The following is a 13,701-nucleotide window of genomic DNA, read 5'->3' as shown; positions in this document are numbered from 1 at the left end:
CATGCCTCGCTATGAGTATCGGTGCCGTACCTGTGGTGACACTTTCGAGCTGAGCCGGCCTATGGCGGAGTCGTCCGCGCCGGCGCAGTGCCCTGCCGGGCATGACGACACGGTGAAGTTGCTGTCGACGGTGGCTGTGGGCGGTGCGGCCTCCGCGCCGGCGCCCGCCCCTGGTGCGGCGGGCGGGGGCGGCGGTTGTTGTGGTGGGGGTTGCTGCGGGTAGGCGGCGTCCAGGCCCTGTCGTTTGGATCACCCCGGCATCGCAGGGCCTGGCACGCACTCCCCCGAGCTCTTCGAGCAGGGGGGACCCCCAGCCGCGTCGTCGGTTGCCGACTCCCCCAAGCTCTTCGAGCAGGGGGACCCCCACCGCGTTGGCGCCCTCCTCCGCCTTGCAGCCGCACGCACCAGACCCCGCTCCCTGATCCGGCCTGATCCAAACGAGAGGCCCTAGGGGGTTGCGCTCCTGGTTGACTTCAGGAACTCCCGTACGATCCTCTCCCCCGCCAGCACCCCGCGCTCCGGCAGTGCCGTGATGTGCGGGGCCGTCCAGCCCTCGTCGGCCAGTTCGCCGTGGCCGGGGCGCCAGCCCCGGTCGGCGGCGAGCAGGAGGTCGGCGTCCAGGAGGGAGTCGCCGGCGGCCAGGGTGAGGTCCGTGCCGGTGCGGCGGGCGACCTCGCGTACCGCCGCGCTCTTGGTCAGCGGCTGGGGGACGGCGTAGATCTTGCGGCCTTGCAGGGACACCGTCCAGCCGCGGGGTTCCGCCCAGGTGGCGAGTTCCTTCACCCATTCCTCGGGCAGCAGTTCGCGCTCGACGACGAGGTAGGCGAAGAGGTCCTCGGCGGTGCGGTGCTTGCGGACCCAGACGGGGTCGGCGGTGCGCATCAGGTGGTCCTGGATCTCGGCGAGCGGCGCGCACTCGTCGGCGAGCCGTGCCTGTACGCCCGCGTGCCAGTCCTCGTCGGTCACCCCGTCGACCAGCAGATGGCCGCCGTTGGCGCAGATCGCGTATGCCGGGGACGGTCCGGGCAGGTTGATGCGCAGGTACTGCTTGCGGGTGCGTGTCGTCGTCGGGACGAAGACGGCCGTGTCGCCGAGGTCGGTCAGCAGCTGGGCCGCGGTCTCCGTCAGGTAGGACAGCGGCTTGCTCTCGTGGACCTCCACGCACAGCAGGCGTGGGGCCCGCGCGTCGGGCATGGTCAGGGCGAGGGCCGCCGAGGAGTAGATCAGCGTGCGGTCGAGGTCGCTCGCCACCAGCACCGGCGTCACAGGGTCACCGCCTTGCCGTCGGCGCCGGTCGCGCCGCGCGTGTACCGGGGGTGGATCAGGCCGACGCAGGTGTAGGGAAGGTCGCCGACCTCCTCGAGGGGGACGCCGCGCTGCTCGGCGAGCAGGCGGACGTGGTCGAGGTCGGCGCCGGCCCCTTCGCGGGCGAGGATCTTCCACGGCACCCGGCGCAGCAGCACCCGGGTGGTCTCGCCGACGCCGGGTTTGACGAGGTTGACGTCGTGGATGCCGTACTCCTCGCTGATCCGCTCGACGGCGTCCCAGCCCGCCCAGGTGGGGGTGCGGTCGCTCGCGAGGAGTTCCTTGACCGCCGTGTCGACGGTGTCGGCGACCTCGGGGTAGCGGGCGGCGACGGCGTCGAGGAAGGCGTTCGAGAGGTCTGCGCCGGCGAGTTCGCGGTAGAACTTCGCGCCGTGGAAATCGTGCGGGCCGACCAGGTCGGCGCGCAGTACGGTGCGGGAGATCAGGCCGGAGACGGTGGAGTTGAGGCAGGCGGAGGAGATGAGGAAGTCCTCGCGGGTGCCGTAGGTGCGCACGCAGGAGCCGGGGTCGGCGAGGACGGCGATCTCCGGATCGAAGCCGGTGATCCCCTCCTGCGTCTCGAACTTTTCTATGGCCTGGGCGAGTTCGCGGGTGATGGCGCCCTTGCCGGTCCAGCCGTCGACGAAGACGATGTCGGCGGGGTCGTGGTGGGCGGCCAGCCAGCGCAGCGCGTTGGCGTCGATGCCGCGCCCGCGCACGATGGACACGGCGTAGTGCGGCAGGTCGAGGCCGTGCCGGTACTGCGCCCAGCGGCGCATGAGGATGCCGACGGGGGTGCCGGCGCGGGCGAGCGAGACCAGCACGGGGCGGGGCGAGCGTTCGGCGAGGACGCTTTCGGTGACCACGCCGACGGCGTGCGCGATGCGGGCCGCGGAGACGTCCAGGGCCTGGTGGAAGAGGTTCTGGTACTGCTCGCTGGGCTGGTACTCCACCGGCAGCGACTCGGCGTAGTGGGCGCCGCCGCTCTGGATAGCCTCCTCGCGTTCCTCGGTGGGCGCCTCCAGCGTGACGTCCGAGAGGTCCTGCAGCAGCCAGCCGACCTCCTCGGGCGCGTAGGAGGAGAAGGCGGGGCCACGGAGTGGCTCGGGCAGCATGGCGGGCCTTTCGGGGGCGGGCGCGGGCTCGGGGACGTACGACGGTACGACGGTGAGGAGCACGTGCGGCGTGTGCGCGGCGAGCCGGTCGAGCAGTCCGCCGGGTGCGTGCAGCGCGTCCGTGTCGCCGGCGGAGTCGACGACGGCGACGACGGCGTCGAAGCCGGCGCCGGCCACGTTGTAGGCGTAGCGCTCACCGGGGCCGTCGGCGGGGTTGTCGTGGGCGGGGAAGACCAGGCGGGTGCGGATGGCGTAGCCGGGGTCGTCGACGGCGAGGACGGGTGAGCGGGTGGTGGTGGAGAAGCGGACCGCTGCCGAGGGCAGCAGGTGTTCCAGTTCCCGGGCGAGCTTGAGCGGGGTGTACATCAGCTCTTCGTTGCCGAGGACGAGGACTCGGCGCACATCACAGGGCAGTGCTTCGGCCAGGCGGGCCGCCATGGCCGGCAGGGCGGCGTCCAGTCGTCGGCGGTGGGCGGGGGTGAAGCCGTGCCGGCCGCCGTCGGGGAGGCCGTGGGGCCAGTGCAAGTCGACCCGGGTGACATGGCCATCCGGCGTCTGCGAGCCGGTGGGCGTTGATCGCGCCCACGTGGCGGAGCCGCATATGTCACCGCCCCGCGCCCCCAGGTGGGCGTCCTCATACTTCTTTACAAGGTCCCGCCCCTTTTCCAGCACCCCTTCGGGCAGCTTCACGGTGCCCGACGCCGCTGCCACCAGGTCCACGCGCGCGCCGATCTCCCGGGCGAAGTCCTCCAGGCGCGCCGTGTCCTGCGGTGAGCGCATGTCGACCAGGGCGACGACCACGTACCGTCGCCGCGGATAGCGTGCGTGCAGGTCGCGGATCGTGTTGAGGACCGTGCTGCCCGTGGAGAACTCGTCGTCGACCAGGACCAGTGGGCCCGGCCCCGCCAGCAGGGACGGGTTCTCGGGCAGCAGCAGGTGGGTGGTGGCGTGGGAGTGGGACTCCTCGAAGCCGCCGGCCCGGGCGACGCCGGGCACGGGGCGGCGGGTGGAGTGCAGGCAGGGCGCGGTGCCGAGGCCGTCGGCGACGGAGTGGCCGAGTCCGGTCGCGGTTTCCGCGTAGCCGAGGACGACGGCGCGGCCCGCCTCGTCGGCTCCGAGCAGTTCCCGGACCCTGCGGCCGAGCGCCAGGCCGGAGCCGTAGACGACCGATGGTGACTGCGGGACGTGCTTGCCGAGCACGTGGGACACGAGCAGGTGCGCGCGCTTGGGGTTGCGGCGCAGCGCGAGTCCCAGCAGCTCGGTGAGCCCGTCGTCGCCGACGAGTTCGACGCCGAGCCGCTCGGCGACCCAGGTGCCGGACCAGACCCCGTTGTTCACTGCTTTTTTCATCCGTCCTTGTGTTTCATCGGCCGGGTATGCCGGCGGCGAGCAGTTCCACGAAGCTGACGCCCTCGTCCGCGACGCCGAAGACCTCGGCGCGCAGCAGGGTGCGTTCGGCCCAGGCGCGGTGCGGCTTCACTTCGTTCATCTTGTTGGTGTAGGCCGATCTCAGGACGCCCCCGCCGCCGCGTTCGGGCTTCAGGATGTCCTGGGCGTCGCTGTACTCCTCGTGGCTGACGACGGACAGCGCGTGCACGGGCAGCACGTGGGAGGGGTGGATGCAGGTCTTGCCGAGCAGGCCGTTGGCCTGGTCGAGGGAGATCTCCCGCAGCAGTCCGTCCATGGCGTGCTCGATCAGTGTCTCGCGCAGTTCGACGGCCTGCCCCTCCAGGAAGGGGCTGGTGCGCAGCATCGGCTTGAACATGCGCTCGGAGACGCGGAAGTACTCCCAGACGGGGCCGGTGACGGTGAAGCCGGTGCCGTCGGCGCGGGCGAGCATGTTCACGACGTCGGCGATGACGGAGGCGACGATCTGGACGTCGTAGGCGGTCATGTCGGGGGCGCGGCGCAGACCGTAGGAGGAGCAGAAGTCGGTGACGCCGAGGCGCAGGGCGAGGACCCGGTCTCGGTACTTGTCGACGGCGCGGAAGATGCCTTCGAGGGTCTCCACGCGGGACTCGCGGTAGAGCAGCTCGGGGGATTCCAGGACCGGCATGGCGAACAGGCGGCGGCCGCAGCCGGCCTCGGCGACGGCGAGGGCCTCGAGGAAGGGGATGCCGCGTTCCTCGGTGAACTTCGGCAGCACGAATCCGGACAGCAGACGGACGGTCGCGCCGAGGCGGCGCACCAGGTCGGGGATCTGGCGGGGGGTGCGGACCCGGATGAACAGCAGGGGCCGGTCGCCGTCCGGGAGGCCGGCGAGATCGGCGAACTGGCGGACGAGGTTGTCCTCGCCGTGCGCGACGTCCTCGTCGCCGATGGAGTCCTCCAGGCACAGCACCATGGACACGACTCCGCGTGCGGCCTGCTTGACGATGTCGTCGGCCAGGTGGGGGCGGGTCGCCGGGCTGTACAGGGTGGCGCCGAGGGCGGCGGACAGCAGCCGGGCCGGGGAGTCGGCGGTGAACTCGCAGGGCTGGCGGTGGAACAGGCGCTGCCGCACCTCAGGGGCGATGTGCCCGAAATGACGCATGTATCTCCCCCGGGGCGCAAGGTTCTGGCCTGTGGTTGCGGTAAAAGGTGGCCGGTAATAGTACGTACGGACCCATGTCCTGAGTTCCCGCGGGGCATGAATTTCCGGTAACACACCCGAGGCAGCGCCGTGTCGGCGCGGGACCACCCCGCATTGTCGTGAACAGGACCCAGAAGGCAGGATGACGGCATGACGCACGCGATGCTGAAGGGGTCGAACGTCCCGGTCGAGGCCGCGACGGTCCGTGCCGTGCTGCGCTGGTCGCCGGGGCAGGGTGTGCCGGACGTGGACGCCTCGGCGCTGTTGCTGGGCTCCGACGGCCGTGTGCGCTCGGACGAGGACTTCGTGTTCTACAACCAGCCCCGGCATCCGTCGGGGGCGGTGTGGGGGCTGGGCAAGAAGCGGCTGGCCGAGGGCCTGACCGACACGATCCAGACGGACCTCACGGGGGTGGAGGCGGAGGTCTCGCGCATCGTGCTGGTCGCCTCGGCGGACGGGGTCGCCTTCGACCGGGTGCGGGACCTGACCATCCTTCTGTACGACGCGGCGGTGGACGGGGAGGCGCTGGCGTCCTTCGCGATCCGGCCGGAGACCGGCGAGGAGACGGCGCTGATCTGCGGGGAGCTGTACCGGCGGGGCGAGGGCTGGAAGTTCCGCGCGCTCGGCGAGGGCTACTCCAACGGTCTGAAGGGCCTGGCGACGGACTTCGGCATCTCGGTGGACGAGTCGGAGGAGGCGGCCGGGGAGCAGCCGGCGGCCACCGCACCGCCGTCCCAGCCCCTGCCCCCGGAAGCGCCGTCGGCGGTGCCGGCCCAGCCGGGGTACGGCTATCCCCAGCAGCCGCCGCCCACGGCCCCGCTGCAGCCGGCGTACGGCTATCCGCAGGCGGAGAGCCGGCCGGCGTACGGCTACCCCCCGGCGGCAGCGGACGGCTACGGCTATCCGCAGCCGGTGACGGGCGCCCCGGACCCGGACTTCCGTCTGCCGCCGATGGGGCCGCAGTTCGTCGGGCGGTGACGTCGCCCGGCTACCGTTCGGCCTTGGCCTTGTAGCCCCTGCCCCACTGCAGCCCCCAGCCGTACAGCCGGTCGATCTCGCCCTGGAAGCCGTACACGAACTTCACCTCGCGCCGGACGACCAGTTCCCCCTTCACGTTCTCGATCATCACCACCGCGCAGGAGCGGGCCTGCGGGTGCCGTTCGTCGAGGCCGATCTCGATCCGCGGCCCGTTGCTGGGGTACAGCGTGACGATGGCGTGCGTACGGTCGAAGGCCGGTGTCTGGTCGTAGATGTAGACGAAGACCAGCAGCCGTTTGATGGCCTCGCGGTGGTCGAGGTTGACGTACATCGTCTCCCCCGATCCCGAGCCGAACCGGTCGTCGCCGCTGAGTTTGACGTACGGCGGTGCGTTGACGTCGCCGAGATAGCCGCCCAGCGGCTGGACGACCCCCTTCGTGCCGTCGGTCAGCTCGTACAGGCAGCCCAGGTCGAGGTCGACGTTGACCATGGACTGGCTGTGTTCGAGTACCTCCGGTGGCTTGAGGGCCTGGAAGGGGTGGCGCAGCAGGCTCTCGCGCTGGGAGCCGCCGATGTCGGAGGTGCGCATCCGCCAGGCCAGGTTGATCCGCAGGTTGCCGGTGGCCGCGCCCTGCTTGGTGAGGGAGACCTGGCGGTGCCGTTTGGTCAGCTCGATGGCGTTGGTCGCGGCGTTGCCCGAGTCGAAGTCGGCGGCGCGTCCGCCGAGCAGCCCGTCGAAGAGTCCCATTTCCCGCCCCCAGGTGTCACAGCACAGACCGGCGGGACGGCTGTCCGGGAGGAGTCGTCCTCCGCAGCCGCCCCGCCGTGAAGCGTTCCCTCGCCGGGGAGGTCGTCACACCCCGGAGGGGACCTCCGTCTTGTCGTCGGAGCCCGCGTCTCCCCCGGCCGCCGCGAGTGCCTTGTTGCGGCGCACGGAGGACCAGAAGGACCAGGCGATCAGCACGACGCCGACGAGACCGGTGATGACCTCGTTGATCTCGTACTGGATGGTGACCATGAGGATCACAGCGAGGGCGCCGATGGCGTAGTGGGCGCCGTGCTCCAGGTAGACGTAGTCGTCGAGGGTGCCCTGGCGGACCAGGTAGACGGTCAGCGAGCGGACGTACATCGCGCCGATGCCGAGGCCGAGGGCCATCAGGACGATGTCGTTGGTGATGGCGAACGCGCCGATCACGCCGTCGAAGGAGAAGGACGCGTCCAGGACCTCCAGGTAGAGGAACATGAAGAACGCGGCCTGGCCGGCCAGGGTGACCGGGGAGCGCTTCCTGCCGGTGCGGGCGGCCTCTTCCTCCTCCTCGTGCTCGCGTTCCTCGTCTTCCTCCAGCTTGTCCTCGAAGTAGCCGGACAGGCCGCCGACCACCATGTAGGTGATCAGGCCGGCGATGCCGGCGATGAGGACCGTCTGTGCCTTGTCGGCGTGCGCGCCGCCGTGCTGGTGGGCGTGGGTGGCGAAGGTGAAGGAGGTGATCAGCAGGACGATCAGGGAGATGCAGACCGACAGCATGTCGACCTTGCCGAGCTTGGCCAGCGGCCGCTCGATCCAGCGCAGCCACTGGATGTCCCGGTCCTCGAAGATGAAGTCGAGGAAGATCATCAGCAGGAACATGCCACCGAACGCGGCGATCGCCGGGTGGGCGTCGGTGACCAGCTGCTGGTAGCGGTCCTTGTTGTTGAGCGCGAGGTCGACGGCCTGCAGGGGGCCCATCTTGGCGCTGATCGCGACGATGACGACGGGGAAGACCAGCCGCATGCCGAAGACGGCGATGAGGACACCCACCGTGAGGAAGATCTTCTGCCAGAAGGCGCTCATCTTCTTCAGGATTCCGGCGTTGACCACCGCGTTGTCGAACGACAGCGAGATCTCGAGGATGGAGAGGATCGCCACGACGCCGAAGGCCTCCCACCCCCCGTAGAAGACCGCAGCGACCAGGCCGAGCGCGGTAATCGCGAACGACCAGCCGAAGGTTTTCAGAAGCACTGGCTACCCAATCCGTAGGTACGGGTCTCCCCCGCGCCGTACTCGGCTTTACGAAACGTTGACCCCGAAGTCTAGAGCGATGCCCCGGAGCCCCGACGCGTACCCCTGCCCCACGGCTCGGAACTTCCATTCGCCCTGGTAGCGATAGACCTCGCCGAAGATCATGGCCGTCTCGGTGGAGGCGTCCTCGCTGAGGTCGTAGCGGGCGAGTTCCTGGCCGTCCGCCTGGTTGACCACACGGATGAAGGCGTTGGAGACCTGGCCGAAGGTCTGGCCGCGCTCGTCGGCCATGTGGATGGAGACCGGGAAGACGATCTTCTCGCAGTGCGCCGGGACCTTGGCGAGATCGATCAGGATCGACTCGTCGTCGCCCTCGCCCTCACCGGTGAGGTTGTCGCCGGTGTGCTCCACCGAGCCGTCCGGGCTCTTGAGCTGGTTGTAGAAGACGAACCACTCGTCGCCCAGCACCCGGTTGCCGGCGCCGCACAGCAGGGCGCTGGCATCGAGGTCGAACGGTGCGCCGGTGGTGGAGCGCGCGTCCCAGCCGAGTCCGACCATGATGTGGGTGAGGTTCGGTGCGGCCTTGGACAGGGAGACGTTGCCCCCCTTGGCGAGCGTGACGCCCATGATGCTGGTCCTCCCCTGGTGGTGCCTGTGTGGTGGTCCTGCGCGTCCGGCGCCGCGCGCAAACCGCGCGGCGCCGGACGGTGACGTTCAGGCGGGTGTGTCTGCGGCTCAGACGTTCACGCCGAAGTCCTGCGCGATGCCGCGCAGACCCGAGGCGTAGCCCTGGCCGATGGCGCGGAACTTCCACTCGGCACCGTGCCGGTAGAGCTCGCCGAAGACCATCGCCGTCTCGGTGGAGGCGTCCTCGCTCAGGTCGTACCGGGCGATCTCCTGCTCGCCCGCCTGGTTGACGACGCGGATGAAGGCGTTGCGGACCTGACCGAAGGACTGCTGGCGGTTCTCGGCGTCGTAGATCGACACCGGGAAGACGATCTTCTCGACGTCCGCCGGGACGCCGGCGAGGTTGATCTTGATCTGTTCGTCGTCGCCCTCGCCCTCACCGGTGATGTTGTCGCCCGTGTGCTCCACGGAGCCGTCCGGGCTCTTGAGGTTGTTGAAGAAGACGAAGTGCTGGTCGCTGGCGACCTTGCCGGAGTTGTTCAGCAGCAGCGCGCTGGCGTCGAGGTCGAAGTCCGTGCCGGTGGTCGTGCGCACGTCCCAGCCCAGACCGACGATGACCGCGGTCAGGCCCGGGGCCTCCTTCGTCAGCGATACGTTGCCGCCCTTGCTGAGGCTGACTCCCACGAGTCCTCCATTGGTGTTCGGGGGCGGGGAGCCCCGTCGTGCTGTGACATCGGATCAACGAACCGATCCTAGTAACGGGTTCCCGCACCCCGCAGGCCCTGGAGAGCAACAATCGCCGGGTGTCGGCCCGGATCAGAGGGTGTCGAGGGCCTTGACGTACTCGCTCAGGTCCCGGGCGTCGGGCAGGGCGTTGACGACGCTCCAGCGCACGACGCCCTCCTTGTCGATGACGAAGGTGCCGCGCACCGCGCAGCCCTTGTCCTCGGCGAAGACGCCATAGGCGCGGGAGGCCTCGCCGTGCGGCCAGAAGTCGCTGAGCAGCGGGTACTCCAGGCCCTCCTGCTCGGCGAAGACGCGCAGGGTGTGGATGGAGTCGTTGGAGACGGCGAGCACCTGGGTGTCGCGGTCGGAGAACTGCGGCAGGTTGTCGCGGACCTCGCACAGTTCGCCGGTGCACACGCCGGTGAAGGCGAACGGGTAGAAGATCAGGACGACGTTGCTGCTGCCGCGGAAGTCGGACAGCTTCACGGTCCGGCCGTGGTTGTCCTTCAGCTCGAAGTCGGGGGCCTTGTCGCCGACCTGGATCGCCATCGTCGTTACGTCCCTTTCGGTGCGCTGTTCGGGTGAGAACGCTCGGTTCCACCCTACGAGGCGATCACCTGGGGGCGACGGCAGGCCTGCGGGCGGGCCGGCGTCGGCCGGCCCGCCCGGGCACTTGGTTCATCGCTTCGACTTGGCCGCCTTCGGCGTGGCAAGCCGGCTGCCGCTCCAGTCCTTGCCCACGCTGACACTCTTGGACGCCGTCAGCCCTGCCGTGGTGGCGGCTTCCGAGATGTCGCTGGGCTCGACGTATCCCGAACGGCCGGTCTTCGGCGTGAGGAGCAGGATCGCCCCGCCCTCCTCGATGTACGTGGTGGCATCCACCAGCGCATCCGTCAGGTCGCCGTCGTCGTCACGGAACCACAGCACAACGGCGTCGGCCACGTCGTCGTAGTCCTCGTCCATCAGGTCGCCCTCGATGGCTTCCTCGATGGCCTCGCGGAGCTCCTGGTCGACGTCGTCGTCGTAGCCGATCTCCTGGACCACCTGCCCGGGCTGGAACCCCAGCCTGCCGGCAGGGTTCGTCCGCTCCTCCGCGTGGTCCGCGGTCGCGCTCACGGGTTGCCTCCTGATCATGTCTTGGTCGGGGGTACCCCCTGCTCCTCAAGAGCTTGGGGGATTTCTCAGCCACGCGCGTGCGCGAAGCATTGGCCGTAGTCCACACGGGCGGGACGGATCGCGCAAGTACCCGGCGGTTCGGACCGCCGAAACGGTGACGTTCCAGGCCGTGTCGCCGCAACTTACGGCACAGGATCTCAGACCCGGGTGATGCGCACCACACCTTTCTGCCCCCTTTGGGCGTTTGGGAACCACGCGTGGGTACGAGACTCGAATGAGTTTCCCACCCCGGCCGACCCTCGGATTACCTCGCGGTAGTGACGGCGTCGGAGATGACGTGCGCCCCACCCGGGGTGGACGATGGGGGCGGCGGCAACACGGCCAGGTGGACAGGTTCCTTTCGACAGGTCCCTCGACAGGTAAGGATCAGCGTGGCTCCCGGATCCGATCGCACCCCGATCATCATTGGCGGCCTTCCGAGTCAGGTCCCCGACTTCGACCCAGAAGAGACCCAGGAGTGGCTCGACTCGCTCGATGCCGCCATCGACGAGCGCGGCCGGGAGCGGGCGCGCTATCTGATGCTGCGGCTGATCGAGCGGGCCCGCGAGAAGCGCGTGGCCGTGCCCGAGATGCGCAGCACGGACTACGTCAACACGATCGCCACCAAGGACGAGCCGTTCTTCCCCGGCAACGAGGAGATCGAGCGCAAGGTCCTCAACGCCACCCGCTGGAACGCGGCCGTGATGGTCTCGCGCGCCCAGCGCCCGGGCATCGGCGTCGGCGGGCACATCGCCACGTTCGCCTCCTCCGCCTCGCTCTACGACGTGGGCTTCAACCACTTCTTCCGCGGCAAGGACGAGGGCGACGGCGGCGACCAGGTCTTCTTCCAGGGGCATGCCTCGCCGGGCATCTACGCGCGCGCGTACCTGCTCGACCGGCTCACCGAGGAGCAGCTGGACGGCTTCCGCCAGGAGAAGTCGAAGTACCCCAACGCCCTGTCCAGCTACCCGCACCCGCGCTCGATGCCGGACTTCTGGGAGTTCCCTACGGTCTCCATGGGCCTCGGCCCGATCGGCGCGATCTACCAGGCGCGCATGAACCGCTACATGGAGGCGCGCGGCATCGCCGACACCTCGGGCTCGCACGTGTGGGCGTTCCTCGGCGACGGCGAGATGGACGAGCCGGAGTCGCTCGGCCAGCTGTCCATCGCCGCGCGTGAGGGCCTGGACAACCTGACCTTCGTGGTGAACTGCAACCTGCAGCGCCTGGACGGTCCGGTGCGCGGCAACGGCAAGATCATCCAGGAGCTGGAGTCGGTCTTCCGCGGTGCCGGCTGGAACGTGATCAAGCTCATCTGGGACCGCACCTGGGACCCGCTGCTCGCCCAGGACCGCGACGGTGTGCTGGTCAACCGGATGAACACGACGCCGGACGGGCAGTTCCAGACGTACGCCACCGAGTCCGGCGCCTACATCCGCGAGCACTTCTTCGGTGACGACCACCGGCTGCGCGCGATGGTCGAGAACATGACCGACGACCAGATCCTGCACCTGGGCCGCGGCGGCCACGACCACCGCAAGATCTACGCGGCGTTCAAGGCGGCCAAGGAGCACAAGGGCCAGCCGACGGTCATCCTGGCCAAGACGATCAAGGGCTGGACGCTGGGCCCGAACTTCGAGGGCCGCAACGCCACGCACCAGATGAAGAAGCTGACGGTCGACGACCTCAAGGGCTTCCGCGACCGGCTGCACCTGCCGATCTCCGACAAGGAGCTGGAGAGCGGGCCCCCGCCGTACTACCACCCGGGGCGGGACACCGAGGAGATCCAGTACATGCACGACCGGCGCAAGTCGCTCGGCGGGTACGTCCCGACCCGCCTCGTGCGCTCCAAGCCGCTGTCGTTGCCGGACGAGAAGACGTACGCGACCGTGAAGAAGGGCTCCGGTCAGCAGTCGATCGCCACGACCATGGCGTTCGTACGGCTGCTCAAGGACCTCATGCGGGACAAGGAACTCGGCAAGCGCTTCGTGCTGATCGCGCCGGACGAGTACCGCACGTTCGGCATGGACTCCTTCTTCCCGAGTGCGAAGATCTACAACCCGCTGGGCCAGCAGTACGAGTCCGTGGACCGCGAGCTGCTGCTCGCCTACAAGGAGTCGCCGACCGGCCAGATGCTGCACGACGGCATCTCGGAGGCGGGCTGTACGGCGTCGCTGATCGCGGCGGGCTCGGCGTACGCCACGCACGGCGAGCCGCTGATCCCGGTGTACGTCTTCTACTCGATGTTCGGTTTCCAGCGCACCGGCGACCAGTTCTGGCAGATGGCCGACCAGCTGGCGCGTGGTTTCGTCCTGGGCGCGACCGCCGGGCGTACGACCCTGACCGGTGAGGGGCTGCAGCACGCCGACGGCCACTCGCAGCTGCTGGCCTCGACGAACCCGGCGTGCGTGGCGTACGACCCGGCCTTCGGGTTCGAGATCGCGCACATCGTCAAGGACGGGCTGCGCCGGATGTACGGCAGCTCCGAGGAGCACCCGCACGGCGAGGACGTCTTCTACTACCTCACCGTCTACAACGAGCCCATCCAGCACCCGGCCGAGCCGGAGAACGTGGACGCCGAGGGCATCGTCAAGGGCATCCACCGGTTCGCCGAGGGCAGCGCCGGCTCGATCCCGGCGCAGATCATGGCCTCCGGCGTGGCGCTGCCCTGGGCGATCGAGGCGCAGAAGATCCTCGGCGAGGAGTGGAACGTCAAGGCCGATGTGTGGTCGGCGACCTCCTGGAACGAGCTGCGCCGCGAGGCGGTGGCCTGCGAGCAGCACAACCTGCTGCACCCGGAGGAGGAGCAGCTCGTGCCGTATGTGACGCGCAAGCTGTCCGGGGCGCAGGGGCCGTTCGTGGCCGTCTCCGACTGGATGCGGTCGGTGCCGGACCAGATCGCGCGGTGGGTGCCGGGCACATACCAGTCCCTCGGCGCGGACGGGTTCGGCTTCGCGGACACCCGGGGCGCCGCCCGGCGGTTCTTCCACATCGACGCGCAGTCGATCGTGGTGGCGGTGCTGACCGAGCTGGCGCGTGAGGGCAGGATCGACCGGTCGGTGCTCAAGCAGGCCGTCGACCGGTACCAGCTGCTCGACGTCACGGCGGCGGACCCGGGGGCGGCGGGCGGCGACGCGTAACCCCTTCCGCGGCGAGGCGCGGTGGGGCTCGGGGCTCCGCCGGACCTGAGGGCGGTGGAGCTCGAGTCTCCACCGCCCTTACGG

General features: G+C 69.6%; 12 protein-coding genes. 3 read left to right on the top strand and 9 right to left on the bottom strand.

Going from position 1 to position 13,701, the window contains the following annotated elements; genetic code table 11:
• Window position 1: 1 nt before the first annotated feature.
• Window positions 2–223, top strand: coding sequence for a zinc ribbon domain-containing protein (locus ACF1GV_RS03165; protein WP_391677251.1), 222 nt, complete (start codon window positions 2–4; stop codon window positions 221–223).
• Window positions 224–447: 224 nt separating this feature from the next.
• Here ACF1GV_RS03165 and ACF1GV_RS03160 read toward each other — a convergent pair whose 3' ends face one another.
• Genes ACF1GV_RS03160 through ACF1GV_RS03150 form a run of 3 tightly spaced genes read right to left on the bottom strand, consistent with a single transcriptional unit; the run spans window position 448 to window position 4,953 of the window.
• On the bottom strand, window positions 448–1,266 hold the full coding sequence (locus tag ACF1GV_RS03160) for an HAD family hydrolase (protein WP_391677250.1): 819 nt from the start codon (window positions 1,264–1,266) through the stop codon (window positions 448–450).
• A complete protein-coding gene (locus tag ACF1GV_RS03155; RefSeq protein WP_391677248.1) occupies window positions 1,263–3,770 on the bottom strand; it encodes a phosphoribosyltransferase in 2,508 nt (835 codons plus the stop codon). The genes ACF1GV_RS03160 and ACF1GV_RS03155 overlap by 4 nt, the downstream gene beginning before the upstream one ends.
• Before the next feature lie 13 nt (window positions 3,771–3,783).
• Window positions 3,784–4,953 (bottom strand): HpcH/HpaI aldolase/citrate lyase family protein, encoded by a 1,170-nt coding sequence (locus ACF1GV_RS03150; RefSeq protein ID WP_391677247.1) that lies wholly within the window; start codon window positions 4,951–4,953, stop codon window positions 3,784–3,786.
• A 189-nt stretch (window positions 4,954–5,142) separates the two neighbouring features.
• Between ACF1GV_RS03150 and ACF1GV_RS03145 the strand changes: the two genes are divergently transcribed.
• Window positions 5,143–5,970: a TerD family protein gene (locus tag ACF1GV_RS03145; protein WP_391677245.1), complete on the top strand. Its 828-nt coding sequence runs from the start codon at window positions 5,143–5,145 to the stop codon at window positions 5,968–5,970.
• Between the two features lie 10 nt (window positions 5,971–5,980).
• On the opposite strand, the gene ACF1GV_RS03140 is transcribed toward ACF1GV_RS03145, so the two are convergent.
• From ACF1GV_RS03140 to ACF1GV_RS03115, 6 genes are all read right to left on the bottom strand, one after another.
• Window positions 5,981–6,718 carry a Tellurium resistance gene (locus ACF1GV_RS03140; protein ID WP_363268524.1) on the bottom strand — a complete coding sequence of 246 codons (738 nt, stop codon included), beginning with the start codon at window positions 6,716–6,718 and terminating at the stop codon, window positions 5,981–5,983.
• Between the two features lie 105 nt (window positions 6,719–6,823).
• Entirely contained in the window at window positions 6,824–7,969 is a 1,146-nt protein-coding gene (locus tag ACF1GV_RS03135) for a DUF475 domain-containing protein (RefSeq protein WP_391677243.1), read from the bottom strand.
• 48 nt (window positions 7,970–8,017) lie between these two features.
• Window positions 8,018–8,596, bottom strand: coding sequence for a TerD family protein (locus tag ACF1GV_RS03130; protein WP_363268526.1), 579 nt, complete (start codon window positions 8,594–8,596; stop codon window positions 8,018–8,020).
• A 108-nt stretch (window positions 8,597–8,704) separates the two neighbouring features.
• A complete protein-coding gene (locus ACF1GV_RS03125) occupies window positions 8,705–9,280 on the bottom strand; it encodes a calcium homeostasis/redox stress adaptation protein (protein ID WP_116151371.1) in 576 nt (191 codons plus the stop codon).
• 132 nt (window positions 9,281–9,412) lie between these two features.
• Window positions 9,413–9,871: a peroxiredoxin gene (locus tag ACF1GV_RS03120; protein WP_391677241.1), complete on the bottom strand. Its 459-nt coding sequence runs from the start codon at window positions 9,869–9,871 to the stop codon at window positions 9,413–9,415.
• A 129-nt stretch (window positions 9,872–10,000) separates the two neighbouring features.
• Window positions 10,001–10,438 (bottom strand): DUF3052 domain-containing protein, encoded by a 438-nt coding sequence (locus ACF1GV_RS03115; protein WP_361631961.1) that lies wholly within the window; start codon window positions 10,436–10,438, stop codon window positions 10,001–10,003.
• Between the two features lie 431 nt (window positions 10,439–10,869).
• Here ACF1GV_RS03115 and aceE point away from each other — a divergent pair, with 431 nt between their 5' ends.
• Window positions 10,870–13,617 carry a pyruvate dehydrogenase (acetyl-transferring), homodimeric type gene (gene aceE, locus ACF1GV_RS03110; protein ID WP_391677239.1) on the top strand — a complete coding sequence of 916 codons (2,748 nt, stop codon included), beginning with the start codon at window positions 10,870–10,872 and terminating at the stop codon, window positions 13,615–13,617.
• The last annotated feature ends 84 nt before the right edge of the window (window positions 13,618–13,701 follow it).

Origin of the sequence: Streptomyces sp. NPDC014006 (assembly GCF_043088925.1) — a bacterium.
Taxonomy (GTDB): Bacteria; Actinomycetota; Actinomycetes; order Streptomycetales; family Streptomycetaceae; genus Streptomyces.
The sequence above is the reverse complement of the archived record's forward strand: the minus strand, read 5'-3'. Positions and strand labels throughout refer to the sequence as shown.

Coding starts and splice junctions, on each gene's coding strand:
- ACF1GV_RS03150 (WP_391677247.1), bottom strand. CDS start 4,953: ATGCGTCATTTCGGGCACATCGCCCCTGAGGTGCGGCAGCGCCTGTTC.
- ACF1GV_RS03130 (WP_363268526.1), bottom strand. CDS start 8,596: ATGGGCGTCACGCTCGCCAAGGGGGGCAACGTCTCCCTGTCCAAGGCC.
- ACF1GV_RS03145 (WP_391677245.1), top strand. CDS start 5,143: ATGACGCACGCGATGCTGAAGGGGTCGAACGTCCCGGTCGAGGCCGCG.
- ACF1GV_RS03155 (WP_391677248.1), bottom strand. CDS start 3,770: ATGAAAAAAGCAGTGAACAACGGGGTCTGGTCCGGCACCTGGGTCGCC.
- ACF1GV_RS03120 (WP_391677241.1), bottom strand. CDS start 9,871: ATGGCGATCCAGGTCGGCGACAAGGCCCCCGACTTCGAGCTGAAGGAC.
- ACF1GV_RS03140 (WP_363268524.1), bottom strand. CDS start 6,718: ATGGGACTCTTCGACGGGCTGCTCGGCGGACGCGCCGCCGACTTCGAC.
- ACF1GV_RS03165 (WP_391677251.1), top strand. CDS start 2: ATGCCTCGCTATGAGTATCGGTGCCGTACCTGTGGTGACACTTTCGAG.